This is a genomic window from Phenylobacterium sp., assembly GCF_046291545.1.
Taxonomy (GTDB): Bacteria; Pseudomonadota; Alphaproteobacteria; order Caulobacterales; family Caulobacteraceae; genus Phenylobacterium.
Window position 1 is genome coordinate 1,167,850 of the sequence record NZ_JBKBSM010000001.1, and the last position, 15,437, is coordinate 1,183,286.

13 protein-coding genes are annotated in these 15,437 nt (G+C 69.8%); 7 read left to right on the forward strand and 6 right to left on the reverse strand.

The window, feature by feature from the left end:
* Positions 1-2 precede the first annotated feature (2 nt).
* Positions 3-608 carry a molybdenum cofactor guanylyltransferase gene (locus ACK4YQ_RS05800; RefSeq protein ID WP_409609193.1) on the reverse strand — a complete coding sequence of 202 codons (606 nt, stop codon included), beginning with the start codon at positions 606-608 and terminating at the stop codon, positions 3-5.
* Between the two features lie 193 nt (positions 609-801).
* On the opposite strand from ACK4YQ_RS05800, the gene ACK4YQ_RS05805 reads away from it, so the two are divergent.
* Genes ACK4YQ_RS05805 through ACK4YQ_RS05815 form a run of 3 tightly spaced genes read left to right on the forward strand, consistent with a single transcriptional unit; the run spans position 802 to position 4,702 of the window.
* Positions 802-1,269, forward strand: coding sequence for a (2Fe-2S)-binding protein (locus tag ACK4YQ_RS05805; protein WP_409609195.1), 468 nt, complete (start codon positions 802-804; stop codon positions 1,267-1,269).
* 2 nt (positions 1,270-1,271) lie between these two features.
* Positions 1,272-3,461, forward strand: coding sequence for a molybdopterin cofactor-binding domain-containing protein (locus tag ACK4YQ_RS05810; protein WP_409609197.1), 2,190 nt, complete (start codon positions 1,272-1,274; stop codon positions 3,459-3,461).
* Positions 3,462-3,466: 5 nt separating this feature from the next.
* Positions 3,467-4,702, forward strand: a complete 1,236-nt coding sequence (locus ACK4YQ_RS05815; protein WP_409609199.1) for a TetR/AcrR family transcriptional regulator — start codon at positions 3,467-3,469, stop codon at positions 4,700-4,702.
* A gap of 12 nt (positions 4,703-4,714) precedes the next feature.
* On the opposite strand, the gene ACK4YQ_RS05820 is transcribed toward ACK4YQ_RS05815, so the two are convergent.
* The 4 genes from ACK4YQ_RS05820 to ACK4YQ_RS05835 form a co-directional block, all read right to left on the reverse strand.
* The gene (locus ACK4YQ_RS05820; protein WP_409609201.1) at positions 4,715-6,094 is read right to left on the reverse strand and encodes a VWA domain-containing protein; all 1,380 of its coding nucleotides are present in this window, start codon (positions 6,092-6,094) and stop codon (positions 4,715-4,717) included.
* A 7-nt stretch (positions 6,095-6,101) separates the two neighbouring features.
* Positions 6,102-7,064, reverse strand: a complete 963-nt coding sequence (locus ACK4YQ_RS05825) for an AAA family ATPase (protein ID WP_409609203.1) — start codon at positions 7,062-7,064, stop codon at positions 6,102-6,104.
* Between the two features lie 105 nt (positions 7,065-7,169).
* On the reverse strand, positions 7,170-9,410 hold the full coding sequence (locus ACK4YQ_RS05830; RefSeq protein ID WP_409609204.1) for a TonB-dependent receptor: 2,241 nt from the start codon (positions 9,408-9,410) through the stop codon (positions 7,170-7,172).
* Between the two features lie 161 nt (positions 9,411-9,571).
* Complete coding sequence (locus tag ACK4YQ_RS05835; protein ID WP_409609205.1) at positions 9,572-10,453, reverse strand: alpha/beta fold hydrolase; 882 nt, start codon at positions 10,451-10,453, stop codon at positions 9,572-9,574.
* Between the two features lie 189 nt (positions 10,454-10,642).
* Here ACK4YQ_RS05835 and ACK4YQ_RS05840 point away from each other — a divergent pair, with 189 nt between their 5' ends.
* Positions 10,643-11,356: a TetR/AcrR family transcriptional regulator gene (locus ACK4YQ_RS05840; RefSeq protein WP_409609207.1), complete on the forward strand. Its 714-nt coding sequence runs from the start codon at positions 10,643-10,645 to the stop codon at positions 11,354-11,356.
* On the opposite strand, the gene ACK4YQ_RS05845 is transcribed toward ACK4YQ_RS05840, so the two are convergent.
* Positions 11,341-12,426, reverse strand: coding sequence for a hypothetical protein (locus ACK4YQ_RS05845; protein ID WP_409609209.1), 1,086 nt, complete (start codon positions 12,424-12,426; stop codon positions 11,341-11,343). The two genes, ACK4YQ_RS05840 and ACK4YQ_RS05845, sit on opposite strands and share 16 nt — an antisense overlap.
* A 165-nt stretch (positions 12,427-12,591) precedes the next feature.
* Here ACK4YQ_RS05845 and ACK4YQ_RS05850 point away from each other — a divergent pair, with 165 nt between their 5' ends.
* The 3 genes from ACK4YQ_RS05850 to ACK4YQ_RS05860 are packed head-to-tail and all read left to right on the forward strand — an operon-like array spanning position 12,592 to position 15,384.
* Positions 12,592-13,902, forward strand: coding sequence for a cytochrome P450 (locus tag ACK4YQ_RS05850; protein ID WP_409609211.1), 1,311 nt, complete (start codon positions 12,592-12,594; stop codon positions 13,900-13,902).
* Positions 13,903-13,912: 10 nt separating this feature from the next.
* Complete coding sequence (locus ACK4YQ_RS05855) at positions 13,913-14,941, forward strand: phosphotransferase family protein (RefSeq protein ID WP_409609213.1); 1,029 nt, start codon at positions 13,913-13,915, stop codon at positions 14,939-14,941.
* Positions 14,938-15,384 carry a hypothetical protein gene (locus tag ACK4YQ_RS05860; protein WP_409609215.1) on the forward strand — a complete coding sequence of 149 codons (447 nt, stop codon included), beginning with the start codon at positions 14,938-14,940 and terminating at the stop codon, positions 15,382-15,384. Before ACK4YQ_RS05855 ends, ACK4YQ_RS05860 begins: the two co-directional genes overlap by 4 nt.
* Positions 15,385-15,437 lie beyond the last annotated feature (53 nt).

A 15,437-nucleotide genomic window follows, 5' to 3' on the forward strand; every position in this document is an offset into this window, starting at 1 on the left:
GCCTAGCGCCGGGGATCGGCGAGCGCCAGACGCGCTTCCGCCGCCGCTAGGTCCTGGCGCGTGTTGATGTTGAAGAAGGCGTCGGCGTCCTTGAAACGGACCTCTGCGGCCCCGGCCGCGGTCAGCACCTGATGCACCGGCGGATGGAGATCGTCCGCCAGGGCGGCGAACACCTCGTCCAGCATCGTCACACGCCAGGCGGCGCACAGGGGCTGAAACCCGTCGCTCGTGCGCGCCACGGCGGCGGCGTGGCCTTCCGCCGCCGCCAGCAGTCGCGGAGCGATGTCGGCAGGCACGAAGGGCGCGTCGCAGGGCAGGGTGACGAGCAGCTCCTCGTCCTCGCGCTGGGCCCAGACGAGGCCGGCGGCGATCCCGGCGAGGGGCCCTCTGGGCGCGTGCGGCGGGTCCCGCACGAGCGGCGCGCCCAGGCTGATCGCCAGGCGGCCCGCCTCCGACACCCGAGGCGCATTCACCCCGATGATCCGGCAATGGGCGGCCAGCCGCCGATGGGCGTGGGCCAGGAGGGGCATGCCGCCCAGGCGCGCGGCCGCCTTCTCGCCGCCGAACCGGCTCGGGCGTCCTCCCGCCAGTATCAATCCCAGGACCATGCCGACCTGCGCGCTCCCCCGATTCGCACCGACTGCCCGACGACGACACACCAATCCGTTCGGCGGCTCAATCTGCGGAACGTGAAAGATCGCCCCGCACGGCCTGCACTGGCGCGACTGTGATCCACAGGGCCGCTTGCCGCAGCCGCGCCGGCGCCCCTACAGTTTCGCCGACAAAAGGGGAGACGCGCGGATGGGGATCACGATCAACGTCAATGGGAAGGCGCGTTCGGCGGAGGTCGATCCCGACACGCCGCTCCTGTGGGTGCTTCGTGATCAGCTCGGAGTGCTTGGGCCCAAGTACGGCTGCGGCGTCGGCCTGTGCGGCGCCTGCACCGTCCATGTCGACGGAACGCCCGTGCGCGCCTGCAGCACGCCGGTCGAAGCGGTGGGGGGCGGCCAGGTCGTCACCATCGAAGGCGTCGGCCAGTCCGAGGTCGGCGCCCGTGTCCAGAAGGCGTGGATGGAACTGGACGTGGCCCAGTGCGGCTACTGCCAGCCCGGGCAGATCATGTCTGCGACAGCCCTGCTGACCGCCAACCCGGCCCCGACCGACGAGGACATCGACGCGGCGATGGGTGGCAATCTCTGCCGCTGCGCCACCTACGTGCGCATCCGCGCGGCGATCAAGCGGGCCGCCGGCCAGAGCCAGGAGGCGTGAACATGGGCCGGCAGGTGATGACGAACGCCCCCTCGCGACGCACGTTCCTGAAGACCGGCGCGGCCGCCGGCGGCCTGATGCTGAGCTTCAGCCTGGCCGGACGCGGGGTCGCGGCCGAGGAACTCGCGCCGCTGAACGCCTATGTGCGCATCGGCGCCGACGGCCTTGTGACGATCGTCTCGAAGAACCCGGAGATCGGCCAGGGCGTGCGCACCATGCTGCCGATGCTGATCGCCGAGGAACTCGACGTCGACTGGAAGAACGTGCGCATCGAGCAGGCGCTGAACGATCCGGACACCTACGGCCGCCAGTTCGCCGGCGGCAGCATGGCCACGCCGCTGCACTATGACCAGCTGCGTCAGGTGGGCGCGGCCGGGCGCGCCATGCTGGTGGCCGCCGCGGCCGCCGACTGGGGCGTGGCCGCCGCCGACTGCGCGACCGAGCCGGGCGTGGTGGTGCACAAGGCCTCCGGCCGCCGCGCGGACTATGGCGCGCTGGCCGCCAAGGCGGCCAAGCTGGCGCCGCCGGACCTGAAGACCGTGCCGCTCAAGGACCCGAAGGCCTATCGCATCATCGGCAAGCCGACGCCGCAGTACGACACCCGGGCCATCGTCACGGGCGAGCCGCTGTTCGGGATCGACGTGCGCCGGCCGGGGATGCTGTTCGCCACCTATGAAAAGGCGCCGGTCTTCGGCGCCAAGGTGGCCAGCGCCGATCTCGCCGCGGCCAAGGCGGTGAAGGGGGTCAAGGACGCCTTCATCGTCGAAGGGGGCGATGATCTGTCGGGCCTGCTGCCGGGCGTCGCCGTGGTGGCCGACAGTTGGTGGGCCGCCCGCAAGGCGCGCGACAGGCTGAATATTCAGTGGACGGATCATCCCACCTCGGCGCAGTCCACCGAGAGCATCGCCAGGCGCGCCGCCGAGCTGACGGCCGCGCCGCCCCAGCGCACCCTGCGCGCCGACGGCGACGTCGAAGGGGCGCTCAAGGCGGCCGCCAAGACCGTCCGGGCGGACTACTTCTATCCGTTCATCCACCACGCCACACTCGAGCCGCAGAACTGCACGGTCGAGGTCAAGGACGGCAAGGTCGAGATCTGGGCGCCGACCCAGAACCCCGAGCCGGGCCGCCAGCTGGTGGCCAAGACCCTGGGCGTGGCGCCGGGCGACATCACCATCCACATGATCCGTTGCGGCGGCGGCTTCGGCCGCCGACTGGCCAACGACTACATGGTCGAGGCCGCCTGGATCGCACGCCAGGCGGGCGCGCCGGTGCAGCTGATCTGGACGCGGGAGGACGACACCCGCCACGGCTTCTATCGGCCCGCCGGGTTCCATCGGCTGGAGGGCGGCGTCGACGCCTCTGGCGCGGTGACGGCCTGGCGGGACCACTTCGTCAGCTTCGGCGAAGGCGCCGAGTTCGCCCGCAGCGCCGGCATGAGCCCCACCGAGTTCCCGGCCCGCTTCACACCTAACTATCGCCTGGACGTATCGACCATGCCGCTGGGGATTCCCACCGGCCCGCTGCGGGCGCCCGGCAGCAATGCGATCGCCTTCGTCGTGCAGTCGTTCATCGACGAGCTGGCCCACGCCGCGGGCGCGGACCCCGTCGCCTTCCGCCTGCGCTTGCTGGGCGACAAGGGCGAGGTCGGCGAGTCCGGCCGCGGCGGCTACAACGCCCAGCGCATGGCCGGGGTGCTCAGGCTGGTCGCCGAAAAGTCCGGCTGGGGCAAGACTTCCCTGCCCAAGGGAACCGGCATGGGCGTGGCCTTCCACTTCAGCCACCTCGGCTATTTCGCCGAGGTGGTGCAGGCCAGGGTCGACGCCGAGGGCGCGGTGAAGGTCGAAAAGGTGTGGGTGGGCGCCGACGTGGGCCGGCAGATCATCAACCCGTTCGGCGCGATCAATCAGGTCCAGGGATCGGTGATCGACGGCCTGTCGGAGGCCCTCGGCCAGGAGATCACCATAGAGCGCGGCGCGGTCGTCCAGGGCAACTACGACGACTTTCCGCTCATCCGCATCGACGCCGCCCCGCCGGTGGACGTGCATTTCCTGACCACCGACTATCCGCCCACGGGTTTAGGGGAGCCGGCGCTGCCGCCCGTCGTGCCGGCGCTGTGCAACGCGATCTTCGCGGCCACCGGCAAGCGCATCCGGCGGCTGCCGATCGACGCGTCCCAGTTGAAGCAGGCCTAGGCGACATGGGGAGCGACGCTGCAGCCAGCCGCTCGCCGACCCGGCGGTACGCCGAGAGGCAGACCGCCATCATCGCCTCCGCCGTGGAGGTGCTGAACCGCAAGGGCGTGCGGGGCATGACTCTGGGCGAGGTGGCTGCGCGGCTCGACCTCGTGCCGACCGGCGTCATCTACTACTTCCGCAACAAGGAGGAACTGGCGGCGGCCTGCTTCCTTCGCGGCGTCGAGCTGTTCAACGGCTTCATCGCCGAGGGCGCTGCGGCCGAATCGCCCCGCGAGCGGCTGGGCGGCTTCATCCACGCCTATGTCGATTTCCAACGCCGGGCGGCGCTTGGCGAGGCCGAACCCCTGGCCGTGTTCAACGACGTTCGGGCCCTGCGGCGGGCGGCGGTGGACGAAGCCTACGTGGACATGTTCCGCGCAATGCGCGGCCTGTTCGACGGACGGCCGACGCTGGCTCTTTCACGGCCGGAACGCAATGCGCGCACCCACCTGCTGCTGGCCGAGATCCTCTGGACCGCAGCCTGGCTGCCCCGGCGCGAGCCCGAGGACTATCGCCGCGCGGCCGAGCGGCTGCTGAGCGTGGTGGCGGACGGCCTCGCCGCGCCCGGCGCCCCCTGGCCGGAGACCCGCCTGGCCCCGGAGGCGCTCGACGACCCGGCCGCCGGCGACGATCCCGCCGAGCAGTTCCTCCGGGCGGCCACCGAACTGATCAACGAGGAGGGCTATATCGGCGCCTCGGTGGAGAAGATCTCGGCGCGGCTGAACGTGACCAAGGGCGCCTTCTATCATCACAACCAGACCAAGGACGATCTGGTGGCGGCCTGCTTCGAGCGGACGTTCCAGGTGATGAACCGGGCGATCCGAGCGGCGCAGGCGGCGTCGGAGAGCGGCCTGCAGGCGCTGGTCTCCCTGTCAACGTTGCTGGTGGAATACCAGCTCTCCGGCCGCGCGCCGCTGCTGCGCACCTCAGCCCTGACCTCGGTGCCCGAGACCCTGCAGCCGGCGCTGCTGGCTAGGTTCGACCGCATCTCCGAACGTTTCGCGGCCATGATCAGCGACGGCATCGCCGATGGCTCCCTGCGCCCGGTGGACGTCAACATCGCGGCCCAGGCGGTGACGGCGATGATCAACGCCGGGTCCGAGCTGCGCCACTGGGCGCCCGAGGTCGAGCGCGCGGAAGCCCAGAGCCTCTATGTGCGGCCCTTCTTCCAGGGTCTGCTGTCGCCGGGACGCGGCTGAACCGACGGCGGCTCAGTGCGGCACGTAGGTGCGCAGCACGTCCTCGATGATCCGCTCCAGTTGGGCCAGGGTGTTGCAGGTCTTGGCCACGTGGCAGAACCGCTCATAGCGGTGCATCACCGAGTCCCCCTGGCTCCAGTAGCTCTCCGGCTCCGGGTTCAGCCAGATGACCGCCCGCGAGCGGTCGTGGATGGACTTCATCAGGTCCAGGCGCGGATCGGCGTAGTTCGACCGCCCGTCCCCCAGGAAGATGACCGTGGTGTGCCGGTCCAGGCTGTCCAGGTGGTTTTCGCAAAAGTCGGCCAGGGCCCGGCCGTAGTCGGTCTGCTGGAAGCCGATCTTGGTCAGGACGTTGAGGATCGCCCCTTCGACGCCATGGTCGTCCAGCACCTCGTTCACCGAGATCAGCCGCCCGGAGAAGGCGAAGGCGTCGAGGCGGTCCACCACCTCGTTCAGCGAATAAAGGAAGGTCAGGAGGAACTGCGCGGCGGCCGCCACCGACTTCGAAACGTCGCAGATGGCGACGATCTTGGGCTTGTCGATCTTCTTGGTCTTCCAGGCGATCTCGAACGGTACGCCCCCGTGCGCCATGCTCTTCCGCAGGGTTTTGCGCACGTCCATGTGGCCCTTGAGGGCGCGATTGCGGCGGCGGCTGTAGCGGTCGGCCAGGCGCTTGGCCATGCGCCGCACCAGGGCCTGCATCATCGCCAGGTCGACGGGATCGACCCCGCCCTCGGCGTTGAGCGCCTTGCGGGCCAGGAGTTCTTCCCGCAGCGCCTTGCCGGAGCCGGCGGCGTAGAGGTCGTGCTGGCGCTCGACATAGCGCTGGGCCTCGGCGACCAGGGCGCGGCGGCCGGCGTCCAGGCGGTCGGCCAGGCCCTCCCCCTCAGGCAGGCGGCGGGCGGCGGCCAGGATACGCTCGATCTCGGCCAGGCCCATTTCGTCGAGCAGGCGCCGGGTCATGCGGCTGCGCTGGGTGCTGAGGCGGATCTCCGACACGCCGGCCCGCTGCGCGGCCTCCTCCATCGCCTGGGACAGGCCCGCCGCGTCGCCATTCAGCAGCATCTGCGCCAGGGGCGACTGCTGGGCCTCGGCGGCGGCCTCGCTGGACTGCGCCTCATCGGGCGAGCCGCCCTCGGCCTCGCCCCCCTGGGGCGGCGGTGGAGGCAGCTCGAAGGCCGAGCGGGCGAAGAAGGAATCGAAGGCGCTTTCGAACCGCACCACCTCGTCGGCCGACTTGGCGAGGGTGGCGCACAGCGCGTCGCGCAACAGCTCGCGCTCGCCGTAGCCCACCGCCGCGACCGCCAGGTGCGCGTCGATGGCCTCGGCGGGAGAGACGCGCACGTCCGCCGCCCGAAGGGCGCGGAAGAAGTCCTCCATCGTCCGCTGCATGACCGCCTCAGGCCAGGGGCTTGCGGATCAGTTCGACGATCTGCGGCTCCACCGCGGCGATGTCCTGCTCGAACTTCAAGATCACGTTCAGGGTGTCGCGCACCAGCTCCGGCTGGAGCGAGTCGGCGTGCAGCAGGATCAGCGCGCGCGCCCAGTCCACCGTCTCGGAGATCGAGGGCGACTTGCGCAGGTCGAGCGTGCGGAGCGACTGGACGAAGGCGACCAGTTCCCGGGTGAGGGTCGCCTCGATGCCGGGCACCCGGCTGGCGACGATCTTCTCCTCGAGCGAGGCTTCCGGCAGCGGAATGTGCAGGTGCAGGCAGCGCCGTTTCAGGGCGTCGCCCAGGTCGCGAACGTTGTTGGAGGTCAGGAACACCAGCGGCGGCGTCTTGGCCTTGATCGAGCCGATCTCGGGAATGGAGACCTGATAGGCCGAAAGCACTTCCAGCAGGAACGCCTCGAACGCCTCGTCGGACTTGTCGATCTCGTCGATCAGCAGCACGCAGCCGCCGTCCTCGCGCAGGGCCTTCATCAGCGGGCGCGGTTCGAGGAACGGCTCGGAGAAGAACAGGTCGCCCATGCCGTGCAGGCGCTCCATGGCCTCGTCCATGGTCGACGCGTCGGCCAGGGCTTCGCCCATGCGGTCCTTGAGGATCTGGGTGTAGAGGAGCTGCTTGCCGTACTTCCACTCGTACAGCGCCTTGGACTCGTCGAGTCCCTCGTAGCACTGCATGCGGATCAGCGGCAGCCCGAGCAGGGCGGCGGTGGAGAGCGCCAGTTCGGTCTTGCCGACGCCCGCCGAGCCTTCCACCAGGATCGGCTTCTGCAGATTGACGGCCATGTAGAGCGCGGTGGCGATGCGGCGGGAGGCGATATAGCCGACGCTGGCGAGGCCTTCGATCAGGGCGTCGACGGAGACGAGGGGGTCAGGTCGCGCCGCTTCGAGCGCCGCGGAAGCGGAAATCGTCAATGGATCAAGCTTTCAATAGCGGGCGCTTGGCGCCCCGATCAGTTCAAAGCCTGAAATGTGACGGCGGCGCGCGCCCCGCGCAAGCCCGGGGCGCGCGCCGGCCTCCTAGTACTTCATCGTCACCGTGACGAACCAGGTGCGCGGGGCGCCGTAGTAGGCCGTGCGGATGCCGCCCACCGAGGAGAACTCCTGGGCGTCGGTCTTGTAGACCTCGTCCGCCAGGTTCTTGCCATAGAGGCCCACCGAGAGCTTGCGGTCGGGGCGCTCCCAGACCGCCTGGGCGTCGTAGAGCCAGTAGTCGTCCTGCCACATGCCCGGGAAGCGGGCGCGGGTGGCGAGGTTGGCGTTGTCGACGGCCAGCGCCATCTCCGAGCGATAGCGGGCCTGGGCGCCCAGGGTCAGGTACCCGGCGTCGCCGAGCACGAACTCGTAGGCCCCGGCGAAGCGGCCCGTCCATTCCGGCGAGAAGGCGGGCGTCTGCCAGGCGCGGTCCAGGCCGACGAAGCCGGTGGCGGGCGGGGTGGCGGCGCGCTGCTCGACGAACTCGCCGTACTCGGCGTGCAGGTAGCCGATCTCCGCATTCAGGCTGAGCCCCTGGATCGGATTGGCCGCCAGTTCCAGCTCGGCGCCGTAGATCTCCAACTGGCCGGCGTTGAGCACGGCGAAGTCGATCGAGGGAATCGGCTGGGTAGGGGAGACCACGGCGCGGCCGACCCGGGCCTGGAAGTCCTGGTAGTCGTTGTAGAAGACCGTGAAGTTCGCGCGCGCGCGGCGGTCGAAGAGCTGGCTCTTCAGGCCGGCTTCGTAGGAGACGACGGTCTCGGGATCGTAGGGCTGCTCTTCGCCGGGATTGTTGGCCCGACCGTTGAAGCCGCCCGACTTGAAGCCCTTGGACACGCGCGCATAGAAGAACAGGTCGTCCGTAGCCTGATAGTCCACCGAGACCATCGGCGAGACGTCGTCCCAGGTCTCGTCGGCGGCGAAGGTGAAGGTCCCGTTCAGGGCCGCGAGGTTGGAGAAGGTGGAGGTGGTGCGGAAGTAGTCCTTCTCTTCCTCCGTATAGCGGATGCCGGCCGACAGCCGCAGCTTCTCGGTCAGCGCGTAGCTGGCGTTGGCGTAGGCCGCCCAGCTCTTGGTGGTCAGGTTGTCGCCGATGGTGCGCAGGAAGCTGAACGGCGCGACGAAGGCGTCGGCGTAGGCTTCCTGGTGGGAGCCCACGTTCTCGCGCAGATAGTAGAGGCCGCCGACGACGTTCCAGGGGCCCTGCTCGTAGGCGAGCTGGAACTCCTGGCTGGTCTGGTCCTGGTTCACCGCCACCAGCACGTCGCCGAGCTGCACCTGGCTGGCGTCGATGTCGATGTAGTCGTCGCTGGAGAGCTGCCGGTAGGCGGTGATCGACTTCAGCGTCAGGGCGTCGGTGAGGTCATAGGTGAAGGTGGCGTGGGCGCCCCAGTGCTCGAAGCGGGTCTCGTTCGGCAGGCCTGGGGTGGTCGTGGTCTTGAAGTCGTACTCGGGCGGTGTGGCGGGCAGGGGCAGCAGCACCGCGCCGAAAGCCGAGGTCAGGGTGCTGGTCGGCTGGCCGACGGTCAGGCCCGAGTTGTCGCGGGTGTAGTCCGCCGCCGCATCCAGGCGCAGGCGGTCGCTGGGCGTCCAGGCCAGGGCCGCGCGGGCCGAGACGGTGTTCTTGTCGTTGTAGGTCTTGTTCAGCACCGGGTCTTCAACGAAGCCGTCGCGGGCCGAGCCCATCGCCGACAGGCCGAGGGCCAGGGTGTCGCTCACCGGACCGGACAGGGAGGCCTTGGCCTCGAAGAACCCGTAGTCGCCGGCCGAGACCGACGCCTGCGAACGCACCTGTTGGTCGGGCGCGCGGGTCACCAGCTTCAACGCGCCGCCCACGGTGTTCTTGCCGTAGAGCGTGCCCTGCGGGCCGCGCAGCACTTCCACCCGCGCCAGGTCAAGAAGGTCGAACTGGGTGCCGCGGATGCGGCTGATGTAGACGTCGTCGATGTAGACGCCGACCGCCGGGTCGAAGGTCTGCAGGGCGTCGGGCTGGCCGACGCCGCGGATATAGATGTTGGTGGCGTTGGAGGAGCCGCGGCCCTGGACGAGGTTCAGGTTCGGCACCGCCCCCTGCAGGTCGGTGACGCTCGTCGCCCCCGCGCGAGACAGGCTCTCGCCGGAGAAGGCCGAGATGGCCACCGGCGTGGTCTGCAGATTCTCTTCGGTCCGGCGGGCGGTGACGACCAGTTCTTCGACGGTCGGCGCCGCAGTCTGAGCCGCGGCCGCGCCGGCCATGACGGACCAAGCCCCGCTGGCGGCGAGCGCCAGCTTCCAACTGATTCCCATGACGAATCCTCCCAGCCGCCCAGGTGGGCGACGATCACGTTTGGCCGGACGGTGCGACCGCACCCTTTCGGCGTCAATTATTCATTCTGCGTTGAGTGAATTTCAGGGTGCGGTTGTCGGCGACCGATGCGCGCGTGCAACAGGTGTCCGCAACTTGGGGTTCAGGGCGCCGCGGCGAGGAAGGCCGCGATCGCGGCCTCGGCCTGCGGCTCCTCCAGGAGGGGGGCGTGGCCGACACCCGGGACGTCGAGGCGCTGCAGGTGGGGGGCCGCGGCGGCCATGCGCTCGGCGGTAGCCGCCTCGAGGATGTCGGAGGCCGCCCCGCGGACCAGCAGGGTGGGCCGCCCGGCGGTCATCGCCGCGAACAGGGGCCAGAGGTCCGGCGCGGGGGCCGGCGGGGCGCCGGCCGGCGCGGTCCGGAAGACCTGGGAGATTGCCGGGTCGTAGTCGGGCGCCAACCGGCCGTCCGGCTCGCGGCGGAAGGTGCGTTGCGCCATCGCCTCCCATTGGGCGTCGGTCAGATGGGGCAGGGCCTCGCCGTTGGTGCGCCGGCAGTAGGCCTCCGCCTCGTTCCAGTCGGCCGCCCGGAAGGGGCCGCCGACATAGCCGGCGATGCGCGCCAGCCCCGCCTGCCCGACCTCGGGGCCTACGTCGTTCAGCACCGCGCCGCCGATCAGGTCGGCGCGCATGGCCGCCAGGGTCATGGTGATCAGCCCGCCCATGGAAGTGCCGACGAAGATCGCCCGGGCGACGCCCGCCTGGGTCATCAGGGCGATCACGTCGCCCGCGTAGACGGCCGGGTTATAGTTCATCGCATTGGGGTCGCGCTCCGAGCGCCCGCGTCCTCTCACGTCAATGGCCAGGACCCGGCGGCCGAGGCCGGCGATGCGCGGCGCGACCACCTCGAAGTCGCGGGAGTTGCGGGTCAGGCCGTGGATGCAGATCACCGGCAGTCGCGCTGGGCCTGCGGCTCCGTGATAGTCGCGCGCGAACAGCGTGAGCCCGTCGGCGCTGGTCCAGCGGCGCTCGATTCCCTGCGGCATGGCGGTCCTCCCCGTGTGCAGGAATTGCGCGCCGCCGCTGGGGCCTTGTCAATCGTTCATCAGATGATGAACAAATGAGCCGCCGATCTATCGCGTTGTTTCCCTGGACTTTGCGGGGCCATAAGGAGAGGCGGCATGAACGGCGCGGGCGCCGCTCGCGCCCGGACCGTTGTGGCGGAGGCCTGATCGATGACGAGCGCAGCGCGGGCCGAGACCCCAGCGCCCCGGCGCAGCGGCAGGACCCGCGCCGAGAAGAGCCAGGCCACGCGCGAGCGCATCCTCGACGTCGCCGAGGGCGAGTTCTCCCGGCACGGCATGGATGGGGTGACGCTGCGGGCCGTCGCGCGCAAGGCCCGCGTCGACACCGCTCTGCTGCACTACTACTTCGACTCCAAGAAGGGGCTGTTCGACGCGGTCTTCCTGCGCCGTGCCGAGGTGCTCAACAAGGACCGCATGGAGGCGCTGGACCGCTACGAGGCCGAGGCCGGGGATGCGGTGACGGTGGAAGGGGCGGTGGCCGCCTTCCTCAATCCCGTGCTGGACCGCTGCGCCAACGCCGGCCCCGGCTGGCGCGCCTATTTCGCCCTGATCGGCGTGGTCAACAACACGCCCCTCTGGGGCGGCGAGACGATGACCCGCTACTTCGACCCAGTGATCCACCGCCTGATCAAGGTGGTGCGCCGCGCCCTGCCGGAAGCCCGGGAGGAGGACCTGTTCTGGTCCTACCACATGCTCTCGGGCTCCCTGACGCTCACCCTCGCCGAGACCGGACGGATCGACACCCTGTCGGGCGGGATCTGCCGGTCCGACGACATTGCGGCGGTGGGGCCGCGGATGATCGCCTATGCGGCGGCGGGATTCCGGGCCGTCTGCCGGCCCGGCGGGGATCAGCCCAGCGCATAGGGCCGATAGGGCCCGGCGATGAGCTGTTCGAACACCCCCATGCCCTTCATCGGCGCTTCGCCCGGCACGCTGAGCGTCACGCGCGAGAGCGCCTGGATGTGCCAGTTCTCCGGCGACGCGGCGTTGACCGAGGCCAGCTCGATGTCCTCGCGCTCCACCACCAGCTCGCCCTTCCAGCCGCCGTGGCGCCAGTTGGGATGGCCGTAGCCGATGCCGCGCATGAAGAAGGTCATGAACGGCTCGAAGGTCACCGAGGCCTGGCCCTGCTTGAGGGGTATGTTGAGCGTGCCGGTGCGGGCGTGCCGGGTTCCCGCGATCAGCTCCACGTCCTCCATCTTCGCCGCCTCGGTCTCATAGAAGCCCTCGGGACCGTCGCCGTCGCGGGCGATCACGGCGCGGGTGTTCCAGGGCTCGCCGTCAGGGTCGGCGTTGACGTGGAAATAGACGCTGCGGTCGGCGAAGTTCAGCGGGCACCACTGCCAGAAGAAGCCGGTGAGCGTGGCGGGCGCCACCGGCTGCGGGTCGGGCGTGCCCACCGGGCGGATGCCCCAGGAGCGGTCCCGGGTGCCTACCGATCCGTCGGCGACGATGCGGCGGACCCCGTCGATCTCGATCCAGCCGGAGACGCGCACGTTCTGGGTCAGGCGGGTGTAGTCCATGAAGGCGCGGGGGCCGATCCGGCGCATGAAGCGCGGCTCCTCGATCGGGAAGGTTCGACCCTCGAACACCAGCTCGGCGGCGAGCCCTTCGGTGGGCGCCACCACCACCTTCAGCTTCTGCAGGGGCTCCAGCACCTGGATGGAGATCGGCCCGCAAGCCAGGTCCATGCGCTCCATGTTGAGGAGGCGCGAGGCGTGCAGGCAGTACTGCACGCCGTCCCGGACCACCGAGAAATGCGCGTCGGCGACGTTGAGGTGGGGGTAGACCCCGAAGGCGATGGCGAAAAATTCCGAACCGTCCGGCGCGTAGCCGTTGAAGAAGTACCGATCGTAGAAATTCCGGTCCGTGCCTGCGTAGGCGATAGGCTCCGGCGTCTGGTGGATCGGATAATCGTCGGCCTTGGTCAGCATCCCTGGCGTCCTCCCTGTGTGCGGCGATCTTATCGAGCGTCCGATGTCGGTATTGCGACCGCAGCGGCGGCGGCGCTATTCAGGTGATCAATGATAAGAACTCAAGGGAGAGGTCTCCTTCGCTGACGTTGGGTCAGGTCAATCCTGCCGTAAGGTGAGGTTGTCGTGTTCCGTCGGCTGGGCGGCCTGAGGCGCATGACGCTCAGCGACACCAGGATTCCGGGCGAGATCGCCGCAAACCTCGTCGATCCGGCGGCCTACGCCGACGCGCGGATCCACGACAGCTATCGCTGGCTGCGCGCCAACGCCCCGCTCAGCGTCGCCGAGCCGGACGGGTTCGACCCCTTCTGGGTCGTCACGCGGCATGCCGACATCCTGGAGATCAGCCGCCAGAACGGTCTGTTCCTGTCGGGCGCACGCTCGCCGACGCTCGTGAGCGCGGACGTCGACGCCAAGGTGCGCGCGGCCATGGGCGGCAGCCCGCACCTGTTGCGCACCCTGATCCACATGGACGCGCCGGACCATCCCAAGTACCGGGCCATGACCCAGGCCTGGTTCATGCCGCAGAACCTGCGCGGCCTCGAGGACCGCATCCGCCAGATCGCCCGCACGTCGGTCGACAAGATGCTGGCGACCGGCGGCGAGTGCGACTTCGTCAGGCAGGTGGCGCTGCACTATCCCCTGCATGTGGTCATGGAGATCCTCGGCGTGCCCGAGGAGGACGAGCCGCGCATGCTGACCCTGACCCAGGAGCTGTTCGGCGCCGCCGACCCCGAGCTCTCGCGCAAGGACGCGCCGCCCCCCGATCCCATGGCCGCGCTCAGCCAGGGGGTGATCGCCGACTTCTACGCCTACTTCTCCCGGCTCTCCGCCGACCGGAGGGCCAACCCGCGGGGCGACCTCGCCTCGGTGATCGCCAACAGCCAGGTCGACGGCCAGCCGATCAGCGAGCTGGAGGCGATGAGCTACTACATCATCGTCGCCACGGCGGGCCACGACACCACGTCCTCCTCCACCGGCGGCGCGCTCTGGGCCCTGGCCGAGCGTCCGGGCGAACTCGCCAAGCTCCAGGCCGATCCCTCGCTGATCCCCGGCCTCGTAGAAGAGTCGATCCGCTGGACGACACCGGTGAAGACCTTCATGCGCACAGTCGCCGAGGACACCGAGTTCGAAGGCCGCAAACTCGCGAAGAACGACTGGATGATGCTCTGCTACGCCTCGGGCAATCGCGACGAGAGCGTCTTCGAAGACCCCGACGAGTTCCGCGTCGACCGCAAGCCCAACAAGCAGCTCGCCTTCGGCTACGGAGCGCACCTTTGCCTGGGCCAGCACCTGGCCCGCATGGAAATGCGCATCCTCTGGGAAGAGCTGATTCCGCGGCTGAAGACGCTGGAACTCGCCGGCGAGCCGAAGATGTCGCAGGCGACCTTCGTCAACGGGCCGAAGACGCTGCCGATCCGTTTCACCATCCAATAGCAGGGCCCAAGTGAGTTCATCCCTCGAAGGGCGGCTCGCCGCCTACATCGCCGAGCGCCTGGACGGGGCCCGCGACGTCGCCGTCGACAGCCTGGCGCGCATCTCCGGCGGAGCCTCGCGCCAGACCTTCCGCTTCCGGCTCCTGTGGACCGACGCCGGCGGCCGGACGAACGAGCGCCGCCTGATCCTGCGGCGCGACCCCCCGGCCAGCCTGATCGACACCGAACGTCGGATCGAGTTCGAGGCCTACCGCGCCTTCCACGGCTCCTCGGTGCCTGTGCCGCAGATGCTTTGGCTGGAGGAAGCCAGCGACGCTCTCGACCATCCGTTCTTCATCGCCGAGGAGATTTGCGGCTTCCAGGCGGGTCCTGGCCTCCTGTTCGCCGAGCCCTATGTCTCGACCCTAGCGCAACTGGGCCGGCGCAAGTGGACCATCCTCGGCGACATCGCCAAGGCCGATCCGGCCGACCTCGGGCTCGACCAGGTGATGACGTCCGTGGCGCCCGACGCCTGCTGGCGGCGCGAACTCGACTATTGGGAGGGCGTGCTCGACGAGGACGAGGCCGCCCCGCTGCCGATCATCCGCGCGGCGATCCGCTGGCTTCGCGCAAATCCCCCGCGCCCGGCGCAGAAGATCTCGGTGGTCCACGGCGACTATCGCACCGGCAACTTCCTCTATGACGACAAGGGCCAGATCCATGGCGTGCTCGACTGGGAAATGGCGCACCTGGGCGATCCGCTGGAGGACCTCGGCTGGAGCTTCAATCCGGTCTGGTCGTTCGGCCGCGGCGTTCCCGGGGGGCTGCTGCCCCGGGAGGACGCGGTCGCCGCTTGGGAGGCCGCGAGCGGCTTGAAGGCCGATCCCGCCGATCTGCACTGGTGGGAGCTCTTCAACTGCGTGAAGGGCCAGGCGATCTGGGTGTCCAGCGCCCGGGCCTTCATCGACGGCGGCAACCGCGAGCCGATCATGGTCTACCCCTCCTGGGCGCTGCAGAACGCTCAGGACCGGGCGACGCTTCAGGTGATGGGACGGCTATGACCCCCAAGATCCCCGATGTCCTGCACGAGCTGGCGGCCCTCGTCGCCAGGAACGCCATGCCGGACGTGGACCCCGCCGACCGGGCCTCAGCCCTGGGGCTCTCCTCCATGCTCCTGTCCATCGCCGCCCAGGAATGGGACCGGGCCGCCGCGCGGCTGGTGGAGGAGAACGCCATGATCCGCGCCCTCCTGGCCGAGGCCCCCGGGGCGCTCGGAGAGGGCGAACTCGGGGAGCGGCTTTGGGACCTGTCGGCGTCCCAGGAGCAGGACCTGCGCATCTGCGCCCTTGAAGCCTCCAACGCCGTGCTTCGGGCCGCCCTGATCGAGCTGCACGCCGCACTGGAGGCCGCGCCGGGCGAGGCCGCCCGCCGCCTGGAGGCGGCGATCTGGGAGGAGCTGCGCGCGTCCACCGAGCGGCGACAGGTCGCCGGGGCGCCGGTGTAGGATCGACAAGCGCGCGCAGGTCGTCTTTCCTGCGCCGCCCGGCGCATTCACGC

Excerpts from the sequence above, each read along its gene's own strand:
- ACK4YQ_RS05800 (WP_409609193.1), bottom strand. The coding sequence starts at position 608 with ATGGTCCTGGGATTGATACTGGCGGGAGGACGCCCGAGCCGGTTCGGC.
- ACK4YQ_RS05805 (WP_409609195.1), top strand. The coding sequence starts at position 802 with ATGGGGATCACGATCAACGTCAATGGGAAGGCGCGTTCGGCGGAGGTC.
- ACK4YQ_RS05810 (WP_409609197.1), top strand. The coding sequence starts at position 1,272 with ATGGGCCGGCAGGTGATGACGAACGCCCCCTCGCGACGCACGTTCCTG.
- ACK4YQ_RS05815 (WP_409609199.1), top strand. The coding sequence starts at position 3,467 with ATGGGGAGCGACGCTGCAGCCAGCCGCTCGCCGACCCGGCGGTACGCC.
- ACK4YQ_RS05820 (WP_409609201.1), bottom strand. The coding sequence starts at position 6,094 with ATGCAGCGGACGATGGAGGACTTCTTCCGCGCCCTTCGGGCGGCGGAC.
- ACK4YQ_RS05830 (WP_409609204.1), bottom strand. The coding sequence starts at position 9,410 with ATGGGAATCAGTTGGAAGCTGGCGCTCGCCGCCAGCGGGGCTTGGTCC.
- ACK4YQ_RS05835 (WP_409609205.1), bottom strand. The coding sequence starts at position 10,453 with ATGCCGCAGGGAATCGAGCGCCGCTGGACCAGCGCCGACGGGCTCACG.
- ACK4YQ_RS05840 (WP_409609207.1), top strand. The coding sequence starts at position 10,643 with ATGACGAGCGCAGCGCGGGCCGAGACCCCAGCGCCCCGGCGCAGCGGC.
- ACK4YQ_RS05845 (WP_409609209.1), bottom strand. The coding sequence starts at position 12,426 with ATGCTGACCAAGGCCGACGATTATCCGATCCACCAGACGCCGGAGCCT.
- ACK4YQ_RS05860 (WP_409609215.1), top strand. The coding sequence starts at position 14,938 with ATGACCCCCAAGATCCCCGATGTCCTGCACGAGCTGGCGGCCCTCGTC.